This window comes from Ehrlichia ruminantium (genome assembly GCF_009728835.1).
GTDB lineage: Bacteria > Pseudomonadota > Alphaproteobacteria > Rickettsiales > Anaplasmataceae > Ehrlichia > Ehrlichia ruminantium_B.
The window spans coordinates 422,069-448,951 of the sequence record NZ_CP033455.1 but is presented as its reverse complement, the minus strand read 5'-3'; the positions used below and the strand labels follow the sequence as shown (position 1 = coordinate 448,951).

The window sequence follows — 26,883 nt, the reverse complement described above, 5'->3', positions numbered from 1 at the left end:
ACTATAGCAACAGAACTACTATATAAATTGAAAGTACATACTATAAACCTATTCTAATACACAAGATAAAATCTTACCCTGTTCTTTCAGATGATTACTTGTGTATCCAGCTGCAGTAGATGAAGAAGCAGGACGAGAAATGCATATTGCCTTTTTAGATTTTACATTAATTTTCATCAAAATATCTTCAATATAACTATTAATAAAAGTCCATGCACCCATATTCATTGGTTCTTCTTGACACCATACTACTTCTGCGTTGTTATAACGTTGTAATTCAAGCGTCAGCTGTTCTTCTGGGAAAGGATAATATTGTTCTAAACGTATCACTGCAATATCATTTATTTCATTTTTACTACGGGCTTCAATTATATCAAAGTACACCTTACCACTACATACTATAACTTTACGTACCTTATCATTACTACACAACGGATATATTTCACCAATTACAGGCAAAAAAGTACCAGAAAAATCAGATAACTTAGATACGGCCATTTTATGACGTAATAAGGATTTAGGAGTAAATACAATAAGTGGTTTACGAAAATCTCTACATACTTGCCTACGCAAAACATGAAAATAATTTGCAGGTGTTGTACAGTTAACAATTTGCATATTATCTTCTGCACATAATTGTAAATATCTCTCTATTCTCGCTGAGCTATGTTCTGGTCCTTGTCCTTCATATCCATGAGGAAGCAACATCACCAATCCACTGCAACGTAACCATTTAGTTTCCGCAGAAGAAATAAACTGATCAATAATAATCTGTGCACCATTTGCAAAATCACCAAATTGTGCTTCCCATATAACTAAAGTTGTTGGAGAGTTTGTACTATACCCATATTCAAACCCAAGCACAGCATACTCTGATAACGGACTATTAAATACCTCAAATGTTTCTTGCAATACACCTAAATTATTTAAAGGAACATAGTAATTTCCTGTCTTCTGATCTACTAATACTGCATGCCTATGTGAAAATGTTCCCCTACCACAATCTTGACCAGATAGTCTAATTTTAATATTTTCCGACAATAAGGATGCAAACGCTAGTGCTTCTCCAGTTGCCCAATCAATATTTTTGCCAGAAGACACTGACTCAAAACGTGCAGTCAATACCCTCAATATCTTCTTATTAACATCAAAGTTTTCAGGAATATTAGATAAAGCACTAGCTAGCTTTAACAATTCTTGCTCACTTACTCCCGTATTCGACAGATAATCTGCAAAATGGCCAATAATAGGCCTACGGAAGTTCTCCCAATTCTTCCTGAACCAATCCGCTTGATTAGGTGAATAAGATTCAGAATTTACAAATTCTTGATTAAGCATACTTTGAAACTTAGCTTCTAGAGAATCAAGATAATCTTGAGTAATTACTTTATCATTTACTAACTGTTCAACATAAAGTCTCATAGGAGTTTTATGCTTCATAATACAATTGTACATTATAGGTTGAGTAAATAATGGTTCATCACCCTCATTGTGTCCATAACGACGATAACACACTATATCAATCACAACATCTTTATTAAATTTTTGCCTATATTCAATAGCTAATTCAACAACTGCAACTACATCTTCTACAGAATCACCATTAACATGAAATATTGGAGCATCTATGACTTTTGCTATATCTGAACAATATAAAGAAGATCTAGAATCCTCTGGGTTCGTAGTAAATCCAACTTGATTATTAACTATTATGTGTATTACACCATAAACCTTATACCCAGACAAGTTACTCAAAGTCAACGTTTCCGCAACAACCCCTTGACCAATAACAGCAGCATCGCCATGAACTAAAATTCCAACTATAGAAGGCTTATCACCAGGCAATAATCTATCCTGCTTTGCCCTAACTTTTCCCATTACAGCTGGATTAACAGATTCTAAATGAGAAGGATTAGGAGACAAAGATAAATGTACAATTTTATCAGAAGACAATTGACGATCACAAGAATATCCTAAATGATATTTAACATCACCTGAAACTGATAAATCTTTTGGATAAGCAGTTCCACCTTTAAATTCATGTAGCATAGCTGCATAGGGTTTCTGCATAACTTTTGTCAATACACTCAATCTTCCACGATGTGACATACCTATCACTATTTCACGTAGATCAAATTTAGGTGATAAATCAACTATTTTTTCCAAAGCAACAACTAAAGAATCTCCACCTTCAATAGAAAATCTCTTATACCCTGGGTATCTAGTATGAATAAACTGTTCAAAATTTTCTACTTCCATTAGACGTTTTAATATATCTTTTTTTTCTATATCTGATACTTTATAAGGGGAACTCTCAATCTTATTCTGTAGCCAAAGTCTCTCTTCATGATCCCCAATATGCATAAACTCATAACCAATCTTACCGCAATAGATAGACTTCAAAGTATCAATTACATCATTTAAAGTAGGATTATTTAAATTTAAAACAGACTTTAACGGTTTAAAAGATTCTACATTGCTTAAATCAACATGTTTATTATATTCTAAATCACTAACTACACGTAAGCCTAAAGGATCCAAACACGCAACAGTATGTCCATAAGATCTAAAAAAGTTTAGTAACTCGATAACTTTAGACTCAGCTTCATTAGAAGCAACATCAATATTGTTCGAATTATTATCGGTTATACCTGTACTTTCTTGTATATATAACCCCTCAGAAAAAAATTTACGCCACTCCAAAGAAACAGAATTATTATCCTTTTGATACTTTTTATAAATATCCTCTATAAGATCTACATTTTCAGTAAATAAACAAGTTACATTTTTCATGTTTTTACCATACCAAACTTTAAAAAATCTAATGCTACTGTAGGACTCCATATAATTCAGATTTAAACACTTATGATAATTTCTTTCAACAAAATGTACTCATAATATAAAAATACCTAACAGTCACACAATTATATTATAGTTAGTGTCATTAACTTTTAAAATTTTACCACTAGAACAGAATCTATACTGAACTTATAAGTAGCTTAAGTAAAAACTACACTATTTAACAATCGTAGTAAGATTATCATCACTGTGATTATTTTTACATCAGTACCCTAGCATAACATGCTATACTAGCCATATACTCTTATCATAATTCTAGTCACTAACTTAAAATAAAAAATCTACCTTCCTATTAAAAATATTTAATTATCGCTCAAATATAAAATAATTAAAAGGTAAAAATTATACTTTAAACACGAATAATATTACAATTAAATATAACTAATAAGACTTAAATATATAAATTATATTCAATTCACTATCATACTCCGTAATATGCTTGATTTATACAATTACTATATGCTATACTGAAAATATAATTCTTAATTATCTTCTTATAGAACATTTATACTATATAGAATCTAGGACTAGTTGTTTCTTTTATTATATTAACAGTATTATTAAAGTAATTACCATTGATATCACTACTATTTGTAGTATAAGAAGATTTATATACCCCAGGATTTTGAAATAACAACTTTCAGACTCTACATTTTAAATGCTTAACGTAACCTATAGTGAATAAATTATGTACATACAAGTCAGATACACTTGACACTCACACATAATAGTTTACTGCAACCTTATTATCAACTAACTCTATAAAAACATGAAGAATATCAGTACAAAATTTAAACAACACATATCATCAGAAATTCTGACTCTTGCATATTGCATACAACTTACTTTGAAAAATAATAAAGTAATTGGTTTAACTGACTTTGACCAAGATTTAGTTATTGATAATATCACTTACAAATCAGCACCTGGATTAAACATAGATATTTTAAAATATAATACTACTTCCGGAAGTAGTACAAAAATAGAAACTATAATAGATGGCAATACAATAAAAGAAGAAGACATACTCTTTGGAATGTATGATTTCACCACAGTAAAAATACTTCTAGTAAACTACACAAACATAGATGAAGAAAATCTAATATTATTCTACGGAAACACAGATAAAGTAACAATAACTAATCATAAGTTAATAGTAGAACTTAATAGCATATCACATATCTTATTAAGGAATATAGGAAATTTTTTTTCGTCTTCATGCAGAGCTCAATTTTGTGATGCTCAATGTAAACTTAATAAGGAATCTTTTACTAACTCTCACTACATTACTAAAGTAATCAGCAAACAAGAATTTGAATGTATCACATTGATAAATACTGCAAATTATTATACATACGGATCAATAACATTTACTACTGGAAAAAATAGTAACCTCACATTAGAAATAAAACAACACAACAAATCATATGTTCAATTTTATAATTCATTACCACATAATATGAACATAGATGATAAATTTTTTATAATAGCTGGCTGTGACAAAAGCTTTAACACATGCAGTCATAAATTTAACAATAGTAAAAACTTCAGAGGAGAACCTCATATTCCTGAACTACAGATTTATACATATTAAGTTTACCAGTCACATCAAAGCAATTAGACAACTATAAGTGAATTATAATGACAATAGACTATATTTTTCTTCTGCCCTTTAAGAAATACGAACTTATAAAAAACCTTATTTATTTAAATACACCAATACTACAACTACTTATCAATCAATACCACATTCATATAAATTAAATGGTAAGCTTCCTTTTTTTACTAAAAATAACTTGCACCTTAGCTATATGTACAAGCTACAACTAAGGATACTATAAGAAATAATTTAAAACTATAAAAAACTTGAATAAAATTTTCTCAAAAATAACTATGAGTAATAATAATACCCATAATACTATTTAAGAATTAACACTCCAAGAATCCTTCTGTAGCAACTGTATTTATTATCCCATAGCCATCACACCAATCAACATCCCAAATGTACTACAATAAAAAACTCAATATAGACTCTGTTACATATTCTAATACATTATAGGTTACCGATAATACCGCATCATACAACACAAAATTTAAAATTATACAAAATCTGACTCCAAACCATAAACTTTAAAATTACCAACAAATATATTTGCACTTAACTATTGTAATAACAAAAGAACTGACAATTTCACTATCTCTCAATTACCACTAATATGTACTTAAGAAAGCATTCAAAAATACCTTCTATGAACTAATTTATTAAATACGTATATATAACATAAACTTGATGAATACTTGAAATGTAGATAACTTGCAATGCATTAAAAAAACAATATACACCTTATAGGTAAATTTTAGTCACCTAATACACATAAGTTATTAAATACTATAAAAAGTTCATCAAAATTTTTTTACAATCAACTTATTAATACAAAATACACAACATGACATAAACTTTGATATACATCCTAAAACTACAAATATTCTGTAAATACACACTACAAAGAATCAATAACATACACTTTAATTCACAACTAATAGGTTACCCCCATGTCTCTTATCATATTATCAAGTATAATTAACAGTATTAAAGAATCTATAGAGAACGTCCTTTCAGAAAAATATCATACAGCTAATCAAACCATACAAAATAACATAGATTTAAGCAGAGGTATCAAAAATAAATCAAAAATAAACAGTTTAAAAGTCCAAACATCAACTTATGGAAAAATGATACCTATAATATACGGAACAATGCGCATAGCAGGTAATATAATATGGATGGATAAAATAAAAGAAACAATACACCAGAATATAACAATTAAACAGACCCCTCATAAAGCTACTGAACATCTTAATTCTACACAACATCAATACCACGTAAGTTTAGCAATAGCTATATCAACAGGATATGTAAAAGAAATTTCAAAAATATGGGCGGATTCACAATTATTAGACTTAAGTACATTAACATATAGATTTTACCAAGGAACAGAAGACCAAGAACCAGACCCACTAATATCTAAAATAACAAACAACACCCCAGCATACCGTGGAATAGCATATGTAGTAATAGAAAATTTTCCATTGACAGATTACAAAAACCACATACCTAACTTTACATTTGAAGTCACAGCATATCCTCCTAATTATCTAAAGCAAGAACATATAACACATAAAATTAAGTGCATACATATTTCAGGACCAGGAGAATTCGCATATGATACAAAAATACATATGAAAACCTTCCAACAGAAAATTGGTAGCCAATATATCCCATATGGAACAGCACAACAAATTAATAACAACAGTACCCATAAAAAAGCAGATGCATTAATCTCTCTAAATCAATTACAAAATACTTTACCAAATACAGTATGGGTATCAGTTACTGTAGCTTGGTACGCAGACAGCCTAAACATACAAGACTGTAATATATATCCAGCAATTAACTTACAACCTAATATTATAATAACACCAGATGACTGGCACGTTGCAGGAATTAATAGAAAAACAGCAAGACAACTCTATAAAAACATTAATGATACATGTAATTATAATGGCACCACTAATGATACATCTTTAATCAGATATATACATGAACTCAAAGCAAGAGGATATAAAGTTATGCTATATCCTATCTTACAAACAGATACAGAAGAAAAATCATGGATAGGAAATTTAACTGGAGATGCTCAGAATATTAGTACATTCTTCAATAATCAATACAACCCATTTATCCAGCATTACTGCAACCTTACAAAAAATATAGTTGATGCTTTTATCATTGGATCAGATCTTATAGGCTTAACTAGAATAACAGATACCAATAATCATTACCCAGCAGTACATGAACTTATAAACTTAGCACGCTATGTAAAAACTCAAGTAGGAAGTAATACGATTGTAACATATGCAGCAAATTGGAGAGAATACCATTCCAATAATGGAGACTATAATATGGATGTACTATGGTCATCACAATATATAGATGTCATAGGTATAAATGCATATTTCCCATTAACTGATACACCACAACCTATCCAAGGATTTACAGAACAGGACATAATTAATGGATGGCATTCAGGCGAAGGATATGACTATTTCTACCTATACCCAGAAAAAAAACAAGACAAAGTCTTTTATACACAAGATAATAATCAATATGCTTGGAAAAATATACAACAATGGTGGAATGAATATCATTTTAATCAAGATAATAGCAAAACCATATGGATACCAAAATCAAAAAAAATATGGTTCACACAATATGGATTCCCAAGTATCGATAACTGTACAAGTCAACCCAGTATTTTCATAGACTACCCAGAACACAACACAAATCCAACATTCTCAAAAGGATCTATAGATTTCTACGCCCAAAAAATAGCACTCATAGGTACTATTACTGCATGGCATAATTCTGACATGGTAGAACAAATGTTTCTTAAAGAATGGGATGCAAGACCTTATCCTGATTTCCCTAAATTACAAAACATATGGCAAGATGCTCAAAATTGGCAAACCGGTTATTGGATACAAGGCAAGTTATTTTTATTAGATATATCACATATAATTCATAACATACTTACAAATATAGGATTACAGGATGCAAAAATAGCAATTCAAAATGTACATCATGCAGTAGATGGATATGCAATTACTGAAGCAGAGTCTGCCATATCTATATTAAATACATTACAAGATATATACAACTTTGAACTTACAGAACAAGATGATAAATTAGTTATTACCTCAAATTACCAACCATTTATACACAACATTCCAACAGAAGATATTATATTCAATCACAAAAACAATTATCTAAAAATTACTAAAACAAAATCATCAAATTTAGTAAATAGAATTAATTTCATGTATCTCAATAAAAACAATGATTATAAAGTCAGTTTACAATATGCAAGAATACCATTCATACAAAATACAATAGTAAAGAACTTTCAAATACCTATTGTTCTAAGTAATAATCAGGCAAAAATCATCACTCAAAACCTACTAAATAAAAAGTTGAACAATCAATACAGTTTCTACTTAACACTGCCAATAAAATATATCTGGCTATCTATTAACGATGTAATTAAGGTACAACATAATAACTTATCTTTTGATATAAAAATTACAAACATTAGCCTAGATAATCTCTCTATGAATATAGAAGGAATAAGCAATAATGAAATATCCACCAACCATCAACCTCTACTCTATGAAAATAGCATTATAGAAGATACTACAACAATACGCATTCTTGATCTACCATGCTTTCACAATATGGATAATATATTATATTTTATGATTACTAGAAAAACAACAGAGTGGAAAGGAAGTATTATATATTCACTTCAAGACAACACTGAACATCACAAACACGAATTATCTATAGACATAGAAACTATCACTGGTATTACAATTGATACTCTAGGTAATGGACCAACTACAATACCAGATACAGCAACTACACTAACAATCTTATTAAAAACAGGACAATTAAATTCAAGTACATCATTATTTATAAATAATAACAGTAATCTTGCATTAATTGGAAATGAGATTGTTCAATTCCAAAATGTTAAACATATCCGAGAAAATATCTATCAAATAAGTTATATGTTAAGGGGAAGATTCGGTACAGAATCATACGTTAATAAGCACAAAGACAGGGAACTCTTTATACTACTAGATAGCTTATCTTACATAACAACAAGTAAATCATTAATAAAAAAATCTTTAATGTACAAAGTCATATTTAATAGATCATCATCCTACGGGGAAGAATTAATTTACACATATTATGCTAACAATTTAAAACCATTATCCGTAGTACATGTTAAAGGTATGCGCGATATACATAACAATTTAACAATAACTTGGATACGTAGAGCACGTATCAACGCAGAATGGGTAGATAACATTGATACACCTCTTGATGAAGAAATTGAGAGTTACGATATAGAAATATTAGACAATCAAAATATAATAAAACGTACTGTTACAGTCAAAAACTCATCAACCTTTGTATATTCGATAGAACAACAAAACATAGACTTTAAATTCGCACAGAAAAATATAAACTTTAAAATATATCAGAATTCCAATACAGTAGGCAGAGGAAACGTTTATGTAGCAACTCTATAAACAATACATATTGATTAATAAATAGATCCTATATTACTAAATTTACCCTATAACTAAATATATACCTTAATATATCTATGAATAATAACACAATAGCTATAAGTCATATATTTAAAAACGACAATACTAAACATCAATATACAAAACTTACCTAAACAACATCACGTTATTAACACTATGATTATTCATATCAATAACGCAAACTGTAATTACAACAAATATCCCATCTAGGCACAACACAGTTTTTAAAGAAATCAATAATACTTCAGGTTCCGTGATAAGTTTTTCTTATCTATTTAAAAAATGAAAATACTAAACACCCATATACAAAACTTACCTAAACAACATCATGTTATCGACACTATGATTACTCATATCAATAATCCAACAAATACCCCATCTAGGCACAACACAGTTTTTAGAGAAATCAATAATACTTTAGGTTCGGTAATAAGTTTTTCTTATCTATTTAAAAAATGACAATACTAAACACCCATATACAAAAACTTACCTAAACAACATCACGTTATCGACACTATGATTACTCATATCAATAATCCAACAAATACCCCATCTAGGCACAACACAGTTTTTAGAGAAATCAATAATACTTTAGGTTCGGTAATAAGTTTTTCTTATCTATTTAAAAAATGACAATACTAAACATCCATATACAAAACTTACCTAAACAACATCACGTTATCAACACTATGACTCTTATATCAATAACGCAAATTGTAATTACAACAAATATCCCATCTAGGCACAACACAGTTTTTAGAGAAATCAATAATACTTACTGTCTTAAATCTTTTGCTAAGTTAGTACTACCAGAGAGAGTAGCTTGTTGCTCATCTTTAAGTTTTAAACAATCAATTACAATTTTAATCACAGTATCTTTGATAGACTCTGACTGTGTATCGTTGTTTCCCATAATTTATCCATTAAAAATTGAAACAGTATATACTGAACATAAACTTGTAAGAAAATAAACATTACACACTAATATATGTCGTGTTAAACTTACAAAGAACTAAGTTCAGCAAGAACAATAAAGTAAAATTGTAATACTGTTATTAGTTGAAAACAAAAACTGCACTTACTAGTGTATAATATATAACATACGCCTATAGGTTAGATTATAAACTCTCTCTATATATTCAGAAAATCGCCAAATAACACTTTATTTTATATTATCTACATCAATAAAGAAAAAATTATAAAATACCTAACTTTTATACACAAAAATATAATAATAATTATATCACAAGCTTTCTCTATCTACACCTGTTTACAGTTTTATCATTAGTAACTCATAATAAATACTCAGATAAGTTAATACTACACAAAAACTATTGTTTTGATATATTAATCATTATATGCTTATGAAGTAAAATAGTTGTCTATAAAGCTAATGCAAGGTCTATATATAAAGTCATACGGATGTCAAATGAACGTTTATGATGCTTTAATCATGGAAAATATTATCAAACCTCTTGGTTTCAGTATAGTAAATGAACCATCAGAAGCAGATATCGTCATATTAAACACTTGTCATATTAGAGAAAAAGCTGCAGAAAAGTTGTACTCAGAACTAGGGAGAATAAGAAAAATACAAGAAATTAAAGATTTAACTATAGTAGTTGCTGGATGTGTTGCACAAGCAGAAGGAGAAGAAATTTTTACTAGAGCACCATTTGTTGATATAGTAGTAGGTCCTCAAAGCATACATACATTACCTGAACTAATTATCAAAGCCCGTAAAATAAAGAAACAAGTTATTAACATTGATTTTCCTGCAATTTCAAAATTCGATTCTATTGCAGTAGAAGAATACACAAAAAACCAAGAAGTTTCTGCGTTCATCTCAGTACAAGAAGGATGCAATAAGTTTTGTTCATTTTGTGTAGTTCCGTATACACGAGGTGAAGAATATTCACGAACAGTAGAGTCAATTTTCAAGGAGGCACTCATTTTAGCAGATTCTGGAGTAAAAGAAATAACACTAATCGGACAAAATGTAAATGCATACCATGGAACATACAAAGGCAATGAATGGGATTTAGGCAAATTAATTCAACACATTGCAAAAATATCAAGCATAGAACGTATAACATATACAACATCACATCCACGCGATATGCATCAATCTTTATATGAAGCACATGGAAGTGAAAAAAAATTAATACCATTTATTCACTTACCAGTACAATCAGGCTCGGATAGGATACTAAAAAAGATGAATAGAAAACACACTGCTGAAGAATACATCAATATTATCAATACCTTACGCAAATATCGCACTGATATTGCTTATTCCTCCGATTTCATAGTCGGATTTCCAGGCGAAACACATGAAGACTTTGAAAATACAATGCAGTTAATAGAAGAAGTAAAATTTTCACAAGCATACAGTTTTAAGTATAGTCCAAGACCAGGTACACCAAGTGCAGAATATATAAACCAGATACCAGAAGAAATAAAATCACAACGTCTTGCAACATTACAAGAATTACTCCGTAAACAACAACTCGAATTCAATAAGAGCACAATAGATAAAGTTTATCCCGTATTGTTCAGCAAAAAAGGAAAATTTGATAACCAAATCATTGGAAAAACTCCTTACATGCAATCATGTTATATAAATACAAAACACCCAGAGTCATATTATAATCAGATAGCACCCATTAAAATAATAGATGCTCACCAAAACCACTTAACCGGCATAGTAAATTAGTAAGCTATCCACATAAATTTCAATAAAAAACCGTAGGTATATCCTAGATAATAACAATTTATATCACTAGAAATCACATTTTAAATATTGATAATATTAAAATTTATTAGCATCACTGTTATCCTAATAATCCAATATCAGTTTTAATATTACAAATATTAGACTACTATAAAAACTACTACATAACATAAACACAAAAAATATTGTCACTTTAAAACAAGTACAACTACAAAATATTTAGGCACTACTACTACTTAGCAACTCAGCATTACTTTTAATCACGATATCTATTAATAACAAAAAATTTTCATATATTAAAATATACAAAACATTGTCACTTTAAAACAAGTACAACTACAAAATATTTAGGCACTACTACTACTTAGCAACTCAGCATTACTTTTAATCACGATATCTATTAATAACAAAAAATTTTCATATATTAAAATATACAAAACATTGTCACTTTAAAATAAGTACAACTACAAAATATCTGATACTATTGTTACTTAATAACTCGCCATTAGTTTTAATCACAATATTCATTAACAACAAAAAACTTTCATATATTAAAATACAAAATATTGTTACTTTAGAATAAAGACAACTACAAAATACCTGGTACTATTGTTACTTAATAACTCGCCAATAGTTTTAATCACAATATTCATTAACAACAAAAAATTTTCATATATTAAAATACAAAATATTGTCACTTTAAAATAAGTACAACTACAAAATACTTGGTACTATTGTTACTTAATAACTCACCATTAGTTTTAATCACAATATTCATTAACAACAAAAAATTTTCATATATTAAAATACAAAATATTGTTACTTTAGAATAAAGACAACTACAAAATATTCAGGCACTACTACTCCTTAGCAATTCAGCATTACTTTCAATTATGATATCTATTAATAACAAAAAATCTTTATGTATATAAATATAACAACATTATCTATTTTGAAACGTTTCACGACAAAAAAATAAGAGAATCAATGATAAAAAAGTAATAATTGGCATGAAAAAGCTTATTTCTACAATACTGTATTCATTTTGATATTCTAACGCTAATCCTATAATATACATAATTATACCACCTGAAATAGACATAAATCCATTAACGACAGAACAAACAACTCCAACTCTATTTTTATCAACAATATCCGTTCCAATAGAAAAATTCAACATATGTCCTCCAGATGCAAATCCAAATATAAACATCAAAACACATAAAACATACGAATTACTACTAAACAACAGTAACGTTAAACTCACACATTGCAAAATACAAAAACTCATCAAAACATACTTTCTATTTTTCAAAACATGAGAAATTAAATTCACTAAAGGAGATCCTATAGCAAATCCTATCCAAATAACAGAATGTATAAGTGCCAAATAATACGTGTTCAAATTCAAAGCTATTAACAACTTTTGTCCCCACAACACTGCTACTGAGAGAAAAATACCAAACATTAAACTACCGACTATCGTAAAAAACCACATATCTCTTAGTAGTACTATCTCAAGAACATCATAAAATACCTCTGATAGTAATTTCGATATATTAATATTACTTCTCTTTAAATTCACTGATAACTTACAATCTGTTAACAATAACGTTAAAATAAGTACAATTATTTCAGCATACTCTATATACTGTATTAAGTACCTCCATGATATTCCATACGAAGTCAAAAATGTATAGAGATGCTCCATTAATAAAGAAGAAATACTATATATTGCTTGTACAAGTCCAAACATGACCCCTGATTTCAAATACGAAAAAAACTTATAGCTAATATACCCAGCACCTATAAAACCAAAAGATGCTCCAAAAGACAGAAAAATTTGTGATACAAAAAAACATATCCTATAATCAGAATAAGAAAATAAAAAAGTACCAATCAATATACTCAACATTGATATTGGCAATATTTTTTTCACACCATAATAATCCAGCATCAATCCACTAAATAGCTGAAAAATAGAAAAACACCACATATGCATTGATGCTGCTAGTGCAATGTATGTAAGACTTAAACTTAAATCTTGAGCAATGTAAGGATTTATTATAGAGTAAGTTATCTGAAAGTTACTACCACAAATAAGTACCAATATACTTATAAGCCAATTAACAATAGGAACAAAATTCATCTCTTATCCAAAAATCACCCTAACACCAAGTAAGAACTATCTATAGGCTAAACTATCGAAAGTCCCTACCATAGACAAGTACAAATACACTTATACATCAATTAACAATAGGAATAAAATTCATCTTTTATCCAAAAATTACCCCCAACACCAAGTAAGAACTATCTATAGGCTAAACTATCGAAAGTCCCTACCATAGACAAATACCAATATATTTATACATCAATTAACAATAGGAACAAAATTCATCTTTTATCCAAAAATTACCCCCAACACCAAGTAAGAACTATCTATAGGCTAAACTATCGAAAGTCCCTACCATAGACAAGTACTAATACACTTATACATCAACTAACAATAGGAACAAAATTCATCTTTTATCCAAAAATCATTCTAACACCAAGTAAGAACTATCTATAGGATAAACTACCAAAAACCGCTACTATAGACAAGTACCAATACATTTACACATCAATTAACAATAGGAACAAAATTCATCTTTTATCCAAAAATTACCCCCAACACCAAGTAAGAATTATCTATAGGCTAAACTATCGAAAGTTACTACCACAAATAAGTACCAATATACTTATAAGCCAATTAACAATAGGAACAAAATTCATCTTTTATCCAAAAATCATCCTAACACCAAGTAAGAACCATCTATAGGATAAACTATCGAAAGCCCCTACCATAGACAAGTACTAATACACTTATACATCAACTAACAATAGGAACAAAATTCATCTTTTATCTAAAAATCATCCTAACACCAAGTAAGAACCATCTATAGGCTAAACTATCGAAAGTCCTTACCATAGACAAGTACTAATACACTTACAAACCAATTAATAACTGGAATTTAATTCACCCTTTTTATCCAATAATTATCTTAATAACCAACACAATAACTATTATTACCCACACAATATCTTTATTTATAATAAATCTAGAATTATTCGCCTCATAATAACTGTTGATTAAATCTAGACTCTTATCAACTTTTTTCATAAAAAACGTAACATCATGCACTGTCTGATATAAACAAGATTTTCTCAATTTTTTAAGATATTTATTCTTATCAATCGTATATTTTTCCATCCATAACTCAGCTACTTCCCACATATTAACATTAAGAGACAATTGTCTACATACACCTTCTACTAACACTGTAGTTTTTTGTAACAAGAAAAGTTGTGGCTGTAATTTCATATTAAAATCACTAGTAACTTTGAACAACTGACTTAATAATGCAGCTATAGAAATATCTTTAGTATCTTTACCCACAATAGGCTCACCTATAGCACGACAAGCTGTTATAAAATTACTATATTTTGCATCAACATATCCTGCTCTATAATGAACATCAGCAACATATTGATAATCTCTCTTTATAAATCCCACAAGTATTTCTGTCACATACATACACGTAGCTTTATCCAATCTTCCGACAATACCAAAATCTATTATTACAATCTTGCCATTTGCATCTACCATAAGATTTCCTGGATGCATATCTGCATGAAATAACCTATCTCTATAAACTTGATTACAAAAACAAAATATCAAATTTTTTACTAGAGTTTCATTATTTTTTAAATTATAAAAACTATATATAGGAACAGCATCTACCCACTCTAATGTTAATATCCGTTTTGTAGTTCTGCTCCAATCTACCTGAGGGATATAACATGTTGGATCATCTTTCATGTTATGTCTCAATTCATCAGCATTTGCTGCTTCAAAACGTAAATCTATTTCCATTTTACATATTTCACTAAATGTTTGTACAAGTTCTAACAACTGAAAACGCCGTAACCCCTCAAAATATTGTGCTATTTTTGCTATCCAGAACATCAATTTGATATTATTTTCAAAAATCTGACCAATCTTTGGTCTCAAAATTTTCACAGCTCTTACATTTCCATCAATATCTTTTGCTTTATGCACTTGTGAAATTGATGCAGCAGCAACTGGAATTTCCTCAAATTCACAAAATACTTCACTTATTGCACATTTAAAATCTTCTTCAATAATCCTTACAACATCAGAATAAGAAAAAGCTGGTAATTTATCACATAAACATAAAAGATGATTTGCAACTTCTTCCCCTATAATATCACCTCTAGAGGCAATAGACTGACCAAACTTAATAAAAATTGGTCCCAATCTTTGCAATGCCATTGAAATTTTTTCTCCCTTAGACTTACATCTGATGGATCTGTTAGCAAACAGGTAAGTATAAGGTAATATATTATACCGTATTAAAACAACTAATATACCTAATATTGAACCTATATAAGAGAATATACTAAACATAAGATGAAAACATTTTTAAAAATTTTTCATTTTTCACAATTTCATTAGGAGATCCTTCACAGTAAATACTTTTATTAATACATATAACACGGTAGGAAGTTGCCATAACAAAATGCAAATCATGAGAAGTCATAATCACACTCAAGTTATATCTTAATATTAACTTATTGATTAATTTATAAAAACTATCTTTTGCATTAACATCCATACAACTTACAGGTTCATCCAAAATTATGATATCAGGATTAAGCATTAGACATCTTGCAAGCAAAACTAATTGTAATTCTCCATGAGATATTTCTGACATTTGCTTGTTTAAGATTTTCACAACATCTACATCTTTTAATACGTTATTTAAACTTAGCTTTTTCCTACATTTTGTATAACTAGATACTAAAAAGTATTCAACAGTCATTGGAATAAGAGAATTTACACTAAAATTCTGTGGTAAATATCCTATCACAAAATTTCTAGCATACTCCACTATTCCTAGATAATTTTTATATATCCCAACCAGAATTCGAATCAATGTTGTTTTACCTCCACCATTTGGTCCTAAGATTGTAACAATTTCACCAAACCTTACTTGAAAACTAATGTTATCAATCACTCTTTTTTTAGCATAAGCAAACGACAAATTCTTAACATTTATAATATAGTCATTGACGCATTTATCACGATGTGGAAAAATCTCATTTTTACCGAGCAAACTATGAAACATATAACTTTTATCTTATTCCTTTATATATCACTATATCCTATTACAGGATATTCTGTACCAAAAATTATAGCAACCATAAACCCAATATATTCTCTAGTTAATGCAGTAACAGAAAGTGTAACCAAACCAGTCCTACTAATTAATCAACAAATTTCAATACATGATTACATGTTAAGACCCTCAGACAAAAGGAAAATAAAGAATAGTGATGTAATCTTTTATGTAGACGATCATCTAGAAACCTTTGTAAGCAAAATACAAGATAAAACCTTAGTAAAACTATCCGATGTTGTAACATTACTACCATCAAGATATGACCCTCACTTCTCATATAAAGTTCACACAACATCAAATGATTTACATATATGGTTAAGTCCAGATAACGCAAAAAAAATAGTTGAGCATATAAGATCAGTACTATGTCAAATAGATCCACAAAATGCAGAAACCTACAATAAGAACGCACATGCAACTATATTAAAAATAACAGAACAAGCAAAAAAAATTAAACAACAACTTAATCCTATCAAAACAAAACCTTATGTTGTTGTCCACGATGCATACCAATATTTTGAAAAATATTTTGGTCTTAACTTCACAACATCTCTTTCTTCAAGTCACGATACAAACATCAGCGTTAAGAAACTAGTACACATACAAAAGATTATTACTGAAAACAATATATCATGTATTTTTTCTGAATCTCAAAATGAGAAAATCAGAAACTTATTTTCTCAACATAAAGTAATATTTCAAATACTGGATCCTATAGGAAATATTTCACACACAGAATCATATTTTGATATTATGCAAAATATTGCTGATAATTTCGTAAATTGTTTATCAACTACACAAAATTCGAAAAAATCAAGTGAAACATAGTTGCTACAAATACGGTACAGTTCTAATATTTAGTACATAAGCATTAGCTATTACAATAACATATAAATGATATTCAATCTGAATCTTATTTATGAGTATACTATTTACTTAAAGCTAAGTCTTAAACGTTCTAATGCGATTGGTTATTATGATGTAAATAAATACAGTACTAATATAGATGAGTGATGTCAATAATAATAAAACTCCTTATTTAAAACATTTAACAGACTACATTATCTTTTTTTTTTACGATTAACTATAACATAATTATCATTTTGTATTTTATGCATACACTTTATTACAGCTATAGTGCTTTTATACACTATAAATTAATACATACCTCGTACTGAAATATTCAAAAAACAATGACCCGATTTTAATAGGTTACACTACTACTATAATACTTACTTACATCATAAGTTATTTATATACAATAATTTAATTCTACATATAAAATTCCTTTATAAACTCAGAGATATACTATACTAATGTTAAGACATACAAAAACCAATACCCAACTCATTAACCATATTTAACAAACTATATTATACTAAATTTCATACAGGAAATTAACAGAAAATCCCACAACAATGCAGACTTTATCCTCGTACTTTCAAAAATAACGATCTAACTTTAAACAGATTACATCATAAATATAAACTTAGCTACACAATAAGTTATTTACCCATAACCACTCAAACCCAACTTTATGGATAAAAACTCCTTATCAACTTAAAGATAAACCATACCAATACCTAGATAAGCAAACAGTAGGACTCAGTCCATTGATTACATTGAATAAGCCATACTATACTAAATTCCACATAGAAAATTGAAAAAAATTCCTACAAATTTATTGCTTATTTAAGAAATAACATACCTAGAAGACAATGCAGCACTTAATGTACCTTCATCTAAATAATCTATTTCCCCTCCCATAGGTATACCACATGCTAATCTAGTGACTTTAACTCCCAATTCTTTTATCATTTGTGTTATATAATGCGTAGTAACTTGCCCATCCATAGTATTACTAATACCTATTATAACTTCTTCTATACCGGATTTTTGTATCCTAGTAATAATATTGCTAAAATTCAATTGATCTGGCCCTATTCCATAAATAGCAGATAAAGTACCCCCTAAAACATGATATACTCCTTGATATATTTTCCCTTTCTCAAAGGCCCATAAGTCTCCCAACTCTTCAACTATACATAACAACTTCTGATCACGTTTAACATCAGAACAAATACTGCATGGAGATTTCATATCTATATTAAAACATATAGAACATTCCTTAGCTTCAAGTGCTAAATCTTGAATACCTGATGCTAAAGGTAACATCACTTCTTCTTTATTACGAAGTAAATAAAGTACTATTCTTCTGGAAGAAGATGACCCTAGGTTGGGTAATTTTGCAAACATACCAATTAATTTATCAATATCCATGCTATTTCCCCCACACAACTAGCAAAAACTAATTAACACACCAAACGACCATAGAGCTTATTTAATACAAGCTCATAACATATAACTTTTAAAACTTATATGCAGATTTTACAGTACATTCTCAATAAAAAGTAAAATAAAATATGAACTGAGTAGTACAAAACTAACATGATAAATATATACTATGATATTGAGATATAAAAACAGTGCTCTATAAAATTAAAGTTTTGATTCATCTTCCGTTGATGTAAACTTATTATCTTTCAACTCCTGTTTTAAGTTACGAATACCTTTGCCTAAATCACTCATAACATCTGGTAATTTACCTGCTCCAAAGAGAACTAAGATTATTACTAAAATTAAAAAAATTTGCCAAGGACCCAATGTCATAATAAAACTCCCATACAAGTTATAAAATAATAAAACTATATCTTAAATAATAAAATTTTATTTAAGTCAAGCAAGATAAATATAGTATCACCAATTTGTGGTAACATTACATTATTAAACCTCATCCAATATGAGTGCCCTTTTACACATACAGATACCATATTATTAAAAAATTTTATATGCTCCACTATACCTTTAACTCCACAATTAGGATCATAAATAATAGCTTCAGGTCTTATACAAACTACTACTTCTTCACCATTATTAAAGGATTGTGCTGGTATTTCTCCTATTGGTAATGTTATAGAAGAATTTTTTACTACACCAACAAAATGATTTACCTCCCCAAAAAACCTAGCAAGCATGTGATCTTTCGGATTATAATAAATTTCATATGGCGTACCATGCTGTACTACATGTCCATCACGCATAACATATATTACATCTGAAACTTCTAACGCCTCTTCTGGATCATGAGTAACAAGTAATACAGTAATACCTTTAGATTTTAATAGTGACAATACATTTTTTCTAATATTAAAACGTAATACTGTATCAAGATTAGAAAATGGCTCATCCAACAATATGATTGCAGGCTTTTGAGCAATCGCCCTAGCAATTGTAACTAGTTGCTGTTGACCGCCAGATAACATATCCGGATACATATCTTTATAAGCGACCATATTTACAGATTGTAATATATCCAATGCAACCTGAAATTTTTGTGTCTTAGGTGGTTCTTTAATAGCAAACATTACATTCTCAATAACTGTCTGATGTGGAAACAGTGAAGGATGTTGAAAGATTAACCCAACATTTCGTTTTTCAGTAGGAACATAAAAATCATTATTAACAATAACCCTATCATTAATATATATAGAACCTTGACTGAGATTTTCTAATCCAGCAATTAGCTTTAACACAGTAGACTTACCACATCCAGAAGGACCAAGAAGACAAATCACTTCTCCTTTCTTACAAATTATATTAACATCATTTAATAAAAACTGACCTTTTTTATATTTATAAGAAACATTTTCCAACTGTAAACCCACCATTATAATAGACCTTCAGGAAATTAATACATACGAAACAGGCGCATAACTGCACCTCACGTAAGGTATGAACAAATTTTCAAAATATACCAAGTATACTAGCACATATGTTAATCTTTTTTTAGCTTTCTTGCAAGTAACACAACAATATAAAACTTACCTTTCTTATCTCAAACATCCCAATACACTAAAACTTCAGAAGTACTATAAAAATTTAGCAGAAACGATTTCATATGTTCTTAACAAACATTACATTTAACATATCTATCTATATCAATGCAATATATAATATAATTGTTGTCACAAGACGTAACACAATACATAATATATAAAACCAATCACTAAATCATATCTATACTAGAGTAAGAAATATCAAAATCTTAAACTAATTTGACAATCAACAATAAAATCTCTTTTTGAGTCTTGAAGAATATAAGAATATGAGCTATCATGATAGTATATAATCTTAGGCATATCATGTTTAGGCTGATATTTATAGTTTTAGTGACATTATTCATATATCACAATGGATATTCTGCAGAAGTTTCCGATCCTGTGAAAATAAAATTAATAGTAGGATCATTGGATATGAAAAGTAAAACTATGAACATAGGTGTTGAATTCAGAATTCAACGTGGGTGGCATATTTATTATAAATCACCAGGAGATCTTGGTTTACCAACAGTTTTCCAATGGCAAGAAGGTACTTTTAAAGATGTACAGATACATTGGCCACAACCTCTACAGCACACAGACACTACAAACAATAATATATTCCATAGCAACGTTTATAAAGATAATGTAATGTTTCCTATGTCATTTGTGCTAAAGGATAATCAACAAAATAATAAGGAGCTAAATACTACCTTGCGGATTAAGTATGCAGTATGCAAAGATGTTTGTATTCCTAAAGAAAATGTCATTATATTACATCGCTTCTTACAAGACTACATTAACACACAACATCTACAATTAATAAATTTTTGGAAAAATAAATAATATACTACAACAAAATAAAGCTCTATATAATATACCTATCGAAACTAATTCTCTATATTCTTAGGAAAACACCATTGTATTTCCTATCTCAATAATAACAAATACCAATAGTAATTTTTAGTAAAATCATAACGAAAAAAGCTACTCTATAACAATTAAGACCTTATCACTATCAGATTGTTATCAAATACATATATATTTGCTTAACAATACCAATACAGTTACATTAATATACACTCACATACTAACAAATAGAAAAACAACATTTTTTATACAAAATATTATGTACATAATATCACACTTTAGAGGTTAGCATGTAACCCAATAAACAATTATAAAACTACTACACCTATTATCATTTACAGTTAATACACGATACCTTTAATATGTTCAAAGGCAAGAATTATTAAAAAAATCAAATTTTATATTACACAAGTAAATATTTCTTAATTCAACATATTTGATATCATATATAAAACTTTATTTTTACAACACATATTAAAAATCTTAGAGAAACCATAAAATATTACTATTGCATAGGATTGCAAAGTTTGTTATACACATAAACTATTTGTATGCACCAAATTCACTATGGATACATTATATCATTTTCCACTTTGTCCATTTTCTAGGAAAGTACGTATTTTTTTGAAAGAAAAAAAGTTTAATTTTCATCAGATAGAAGAGAATCCTTGGAAAAAGCGTGAAGATTTTATTAAAATCAACCCCGTTTGCCAAGTTCCTGTACTAATTAGCGGACAATATGTCATTGCAGATAGCCAAGCAATTTGCGAATATATTGAAGAGTTATGTGATAGTATACCTATGTTAAGCAGTTCATTATATATTAGGGCCATTGTACGAAAGTTAATATTCTGGATTGATTACAAGTTTTATAATGAAGTGACAAAATACATAATAAACGAGAAAATATCAAAATATTATATAAAAAACGCAAGTCCAGATTCTAGGTTTATACAAGCCGCAAGACAAAATTTATTACCACACATTAGATATATAGAAAAATTATTAAAAACTACAAGCTGGATTGCATGTAACGAATTTACATTAGCAGACATTACTCTTGCAGCACATATCTCAGTATTAGATTATGTAAATATTTTACCTTGGCATTTAATCCCAACACTAAAAGAATGGTATTCTTTAGTAAAATCTAGGCCATCATTTAGTGACATACTAACTGATAAAGTAACAGGTATTACACCTCCTGTACATTACCAACAATTAGATTTTTAGTATATACTTATTATACTACAAGACTAGATAATAAAATATTATTCATACATAAAAACTATAACCTATACTATATGAAAACAACTTCACAACATATAAAATTACCAACCGGATATTCTATAGAACATCACGAAATCTTATACAATACAAACTATGAAGCAATAAAGCTTGCACAATATGGTGGTAATGATGGCACAATTATTGTATCTGATAAGCAAATCAAAGGAAAAGGCAGAAACAACCGGACATGGTATTCCCCAAAAGGAAATTTATACTTTAGTATTATAATAAGAAAGTCACCAGAAGTATTTCCTTTACCATTCATTTCCGCATTATCTGTTGGTACAACACTTAAACAAATATTTGATCAGGGAAATAATACAATTACAAAAGTACAATATAAATGGCCTAATGATATATTAGTAAACAACAAAAAAATATCAGGAATACTGTTAGAAAGTAGTATAGACCATAATAAACCTCAAGAATGGGTAGTAATTGGAATTGGAGTTAACATGTATGATGCCCCAGAATACGCAACAACTATACAGGATAATATGTCAAATTTCAGTTTATCAAATTTGGAGCTACTAGAAAAAATAATACATAACTTTGATAAGTTTAGAAAGGATTACCTAAATCACGGTTTTTCAAATATACGTAATTTATGGCTTAAGGATACATGTCACTATTTTAATGATCAAATTACCATTCAAAGTTGTAACAACATTTATATAGGGAATTTCGTGACATTAGATCTGAACGGTAGTATTGTGATAGAAAAAGAAGGACAAACTATACATATTACTTCAGGTGAAATATTTGATATTAAGTAACAATATAACTAAAAAATATATTGAAATAAATACTATTTATATTCTTAAATTAGAAATACAGAATATACATGATTTATCAAATAACAGATGACAATTAAAACCTTATGTAATACCACTAATTATACATAGATAATACATTTCCTATTTGTATCGACAATAATAAACCTGAATTATTTGACAACGCGTTAATTAATACACCTATGTCATAGATACAACTATACGTTAGAATACCTACACCCATATACAAATAATTTCACGTATAGAAACTATAAATTATGCAAAAAATACAAATTTTTAATTGACCTAACCAAGTTTTAAAGTAACAATACAGATGTTACCTAAAGTTCCATAAGGTTACTTTCAACACAATATTCCTTATAATAGTGTTTACTAACTGTGTGTTGATTTATACAGGAGTGTTATGCATAAAGTCAAATTAACTAATAGTCAGAAAGCTTTACTTAGTTTTGTTAATTCATTAACAAGAACTCATACACCTAGGAACCCATCTATCCTTCGAAATTGTCTCAGCTATATATCATTAACAATAGATAGGTTTCTATTCGGTAGACAAAACATTGTACATGAAGCATGTACTGTTGTAACTGAAGGAGTACGAGATCATATTATTATGAATTCGCCCTCATTTGAAGATTTTAGCACATTAGTATCTAGAATCGATGAACAACTTCAAGATCAAATTGGGGCTACATCTCTACTTAACATGCTATGTCTACAATTAGATAGGCAAGTTGCTACAGAAACTAGAGAGAATTTTAGATTAGCTCAAACAGCTCTTGGTAATACTGAAGAGATATTTTCTACACTAACTGTTACCAATAGTTTTGACGTGGGAAATCTAGAATCGTATATAGGTCTCCTATTAGATAAACTAAATGAGAGTAATAGTAATACACTATATCAGGAAGCAAAAAAATTACTTTCATTAACATGCTTATTAACTCCACGAACTATTTTGCTAAGAGGAATATCACGTGCTATATGTGCAATTGTTAATGGCGATAACATCACAACACTTCAAAATGAACATCACATAGAATACTGTACTACTACTTCCTTAAATATCACTGCATTTACAAGAGCATTTAGAGAAGATATAGTATCAAATCTTTCAGCAGAGTTTGCACGCACTCATCCAATAACAAACTGGCTTCTTAATGTTTCTAATAGTTTCAATACTAGCTGTACCACTCCAGCTTTATATGCATCCCTAGGGGCTGCACTTGGAATTTTTATAGCACGTGTTCATGCTAACTATGCTGTTAATCAAGCACAACATAACATAGTACAAGCATTACACAACCAGACAAATTATACTATAACTATTCTTAACAATCGTACTATTTATGAGAATGCTGTAAGTAATAATAGTATTAATGCTTATAATACTAATGGCACTAACATTACTATTTATGCTCCAGAACATGTATCTCAATACTTCCCAGAACACAGTGGGTGGTTTAATGGCATGGTTGAATGGATACCATTTGTCTTACGTACGGGCATGTTATTATGTGTATTACCAAGAGCTTTTCTCTCACCAGTAAGAAGAAATTTTATATTACGTAACTATAGGTCATTAGAGATTACACCACGAGAAAGGTTTGCACAACACACTCTACTCGCATCAATGGCATGGCGTTGGGCTTGCGTTACCAGTATGCAACCTGGAAGAATAGTAACTAGTACAACAAATGATACCTTTTTTAAATGGTCTATACTCAGGTATGTTGTACCAGCAACATTTCTAGAAGAATCTCTGAAAATCCAATCCATAGCAAAGTCTACTATTACAACAAGTTTCCGTGGTAGTCATAGTCAATTTAATGTAAGTCTTATACAAATTTATGTTAGTTGTATATTATCGTTGGCATTAGAATACACCAGTGTAAGCTTACCAACTGACTGGCAAGTTACAACCCAAGTTTTAACCATTATCACAAAAGTGATGAGGCCAGTAGCATTAGTTGCACCATTACTAATGAACCGTAGGCACATAATGTATTCTCCTTACATAAGGCAAGCTGCGTGTGCTAGTATGTTACGACTTGGAACAACAGGTATGTTCTTACCAGTCTTTGACTTATTCCGCGGTAAGACACATTATGAAAGCCTAACTGCTGCAGGATTACAAATCTGCAGCGCAATTTCTGATATGATGCTCGGAAATACTATAGTAACTATAAATACTGCAGAGATACACTTAACAATTATCAGTAGTATGGTGGACTCAGCTATATCAAGTCGTTCAACTATTATATTTCTCTTACCTTATGTAGAACAAGGATTTAGGAAACACAGGGATTACATGACTATTGCAGAGGCTGCAGCATTATTAGAAGAACAAATTCAACATACAACTACACAACAATCAAGCTCTGCATCCATCACAGAAATAACAGAAGATGAAGCACAACAGATAATACAAGAACAAGCAGCACAAGGAATAGCATCTGAAAGAGTAATAGTTAGGCAACGCAAATCTGACTTAAATGCACCACTAACAGAAGAAGAACTTGATCTATCATCACAAATAAAACCAAGAGTAAAAAGTTTATGTCCTGTTTCATTATATGATAATGTGGATACGACAGGCATAGATTCCACTTTACCGGAAGAAGGTCTGTCTTTATTACAATTACATGTAGAATCTCGCATATCTACTAGTGCTAGATCTCCAAGCTCAAGTTCTAGCGTAACAATACCTATTGTCCCAGACAATACTTCCCTATACCCAGAATTAGAAGTAGTAGTACATAGCACATATGAACCAAGTACAAGTGTAGATATATCTAGTGTACAACAATTAAAAAATATAAAGAGTACATCTCAAAAAAAGTAAAGGTACTTGATTATACCTAAAAATACATACATTTATATAAATATTAACTGAGGACACTGGAATTGCTAATTTAATATAGCTAAATTAAAATCTCAGGTATATAACGTTGTAATAAGTCTTTATATCTAAGTTTTTTATCATATATTATAAAAATATATTTTATTAATATTGATATACAACAATTGAGTAATTA

The 26,883-nt window shown here is 29.1% G+C and carries 17 protein-coding genes; 9 read left to right on the top strand and 8 right to left on the bottom strand.

All coding sequences use genetic code 11. The features are described from left to right. Positions 1-48: 48 nt before the first annotated feature. Positions 49-2,793 carry a 2-oxoglutarate dehydrogenase E1 component gene (locus tag EDL80_RS01455; RefSeq protein WP_158406437.1) on the bottom strand — a complete coding sequence of 915 codons (2,745 nt, stop codon included), beginning with the start codon at positions 2,791-2,793 and terminating at the stop codon, positions 49-51. Positions 2,794-3,628: 835 nt separating this feature from the next. Here EDL80_RS01455 and EDL80_RS01450 point away from each other — a divergent pair. The 3 genes from EDL80_RS01450 (at position 3,629) to EDL80_RS01440 (ending at position 9,495) form a co-directional block, all read left to right on the top strand. Next, positions 3,629-4,453 carry a DUF2163 domain-containing protein gene (locus EDL80_RS01450; RefSeq protein WP_158406436.1) on the top strand — a complete coding sequence of 275 codons (825 nt, stop codon included), beginning with the start codon at positions 3,629-3,631 and terminating at the stop codon, positions 4,451-4,453. 959 nt (positions 4,454-5,412) lie between these two features. Next, on the top strand, positions 5,413-9,015 hold the full coding sequence (locus EDL80_RS01445) for a glycoside hydrolase TIM-barrel-like domain-containing protein (RefSeq protein ID WP_158406435.1): 3,603 nt from the start codon (positions 5,413-5,415) through the stop codon (positions 9,013-9,015). Positions 9,016-9,318: 303 nt separating this feature from the next. Further along, positions 9,319-9,495, top strand: coding sequence for a hypothetical protein (locus EDL80_RS01440; protein ID WP_158406434.1), 177 nt, complete (start codon positions 9,319-9,321; stop codon positions 9,493-9,495). A 316-nt stretch (positions 9,496-9,811) separates the two neighbouring features. Here EDL80_RS01440 and EDL80_RS05150 read toward each other — a convergent pair whose 3' ends face one another. Further along, positions 9,812-9,949, bottom strand: a complete 138-nt coding sequence (locus EDL80_RS05150; protein ID WP_230957221.1) for a hypothetical protein — start codon at positions 9,947-9,949, stop codon at positions 9,812-9,814. Between the two features lie 480 nt (positions 9,950-10,429). Here EDL80_RS05150 and miaB point away from each other — a divergent pair, with 480 nt between their 5' ends. Further along, the gene (gene miaB, locus EDL80_RS01430; RefSeq protein WP_158406433.1) at positions 10,430-11,752 is read left to right on the top strand and encodes a tRNA (N6-isopentenyl adenosine(37)-C2)-methylthiotransferase MiaB; all 1,323 of its coding nucleotides are present in this window, start codon (positions 10,430-10,432) and stop codon (positions 11,750-11,752) included. A 961-nt stretch (positions 11,753-12,713) separates the two neighbouring features. Here miaB and EDL80_RS01425 read toward each other — a convergent pair. From EDL80_RS01425 to EDL80_RS01415, 3 genes are all read right to left on the bottom strand, one after another. Further along, positions 12,714-13,919: an MFS transporter gene (locus EDL80_RS01425; protein ID WP_158406432.1), complete on the bottom strand. Its 1,206-nt coding sequence runs from the start codon at positions 13,917-13,919 to the stop codon at positions 12,714-12,716. Between the two features lie 876 nt (positions 13,920-14,795). Then, positions 14,796-16,238 (bottom strand): AarF/UbiB family protein, encoded by a 1,443-nt coding sequence (locus tag EDL80_RS01420; protein ID WP_158406431.1) that lies wholly within the window; start codon positions 16,236-16,238, stop codon positions 14,796-14,798. Further along, positions 16,231-16,959 carry a metal ABC transporter ATP-binding protein gene (locus EDL80_RS01415; RefSeq protein ID WP_158406430.1) on the bottom strand — a complete coding sequence of 243 codons (729 nt, stop codon included), beginning with the start codon at positions 16,957-16,959 and terminating at the stop codon, positions 16,231-16,233. Before EDL80_RS01415 ends, EDL80_RS01420 begins: the two co-directional genes overlap by 8 nt. Between EDL80_RS01415 and EDL80_RS01410 the strand changes: the two genes are divergently transcribed. Continuing rightward, positions 16,951-17,841 (top strand): zinc ABC transporter substrate-binding protein, encoded by an 891-nt coding sequence (locus EDL80_RS01410; protein ID WP_158406429.1) that lies wholly within the window; start codon positions 16,951-16,953, stop codon positions 17,839-17,841. The genes EDL80_RS01415 and EDL80_RS01410 overlap by 9 nt on opposite strands. Positions 17,842-18,705: 864 nt before the next feature. On the opposite strand, the gene recR is transcribed toward EDL80_RS01410, so the two are convergent. The 3 genes from recR to EDL80_RS01395 form a co-directional block, all read right to left on the bottom strand. Continuing rightward, the gene (recR, locus tag EDL80_RS01405) at positions 18,706-19,293 is read right to left on the bottom strand and encodes a recombination mediator RecR (protein WP_158406428.1); all 588 of its coding nucleotides are present in this window, start codon (positions 19,291-19,293) and stop codon (positions 18,706-18,708) included. Between the two features lie 219 nt (positions 19,294-19,512). Then, positions 19,513-19,683 carry a twin-arginine translocase TatA/TatE family subunit gene (gene tatA, locus EDL80_RS01400; protein ID WP_158406427.1) on the bottom strand — a complete coding sequence of 57 codons (171 nt, stop codon included), beginning with the start codon at positions 19,681-19,683 and terminating at the stop codon, positions 19,513-19,515. A 35-nt stretch (positions 19,684-19,718) separates the two neighbouring features. Further along, positions 19,719-20,741 (bottom strand): ABC transporter ATP-binding protein, encoded by a 1,023-nt coding sequence (locus tag EDL80_RS01395; RefSeq protein ID WP_158406426.1) that lies wholly within the window; start codon positions 20,739-20,741, stop codon positions 19,719-19,721. A gap of 474 nt (positions 20,742-21,215) precedes the next feature. Between EDL80_RS01395 and EDL80_RS01390 the strand changes: the two genes are divergently transcribed. From EDL80_RS01390 to EDL80_RS01375, 4 genes are all read left to right on the top strand, one after another. Then, positions 21,216-21,737: a protein-disulfide reductase DsbD domain-containing protein gene (locus EDL80_RS01390; protein WP_158406425.1), complete on the top strand. Its 522-nt coding sequence runs from the start codon at positions 21,216-21,218 to the stop codon at positions 21,735-21,737. A 591-nt stretch (positions 21,738-22,328) separates the two neighbouring features. Further along, entirely contained in the window at positions 22,329-22,994 is a 666-nt protein-coding gene (locus EDL80_RS01385) for a glutathione S-transferase family protein (protein ID WP_158406424.1), read from the top strand. Positions 22,995-23,065: 71 nt separating this feature from the next. Then, positions 23,066-23,827, top strand: coding sequence for a biotin--[acetyl-CoA-carboxylase] ligase (locus tag EDL80_RS01380; protein WP_158406423.1), 762 nt, complete (start codon positions 23,066-23,068; stop codon positions 23,825-23,827). 421 nt (positions 23,828-24,248) lie between these two features. After that, complete coding sequence (locus tag EDL80_RS01375; protein WP_158406422.1) at positions 24,249-26,690, top strand: hypothetical protein; 2,442 nt, start codon at positions 24,249-24,251, stop codon at positions 26,688-26,690. Positions 26,691-26,883 lie beyond the last annotated feature (193 nt).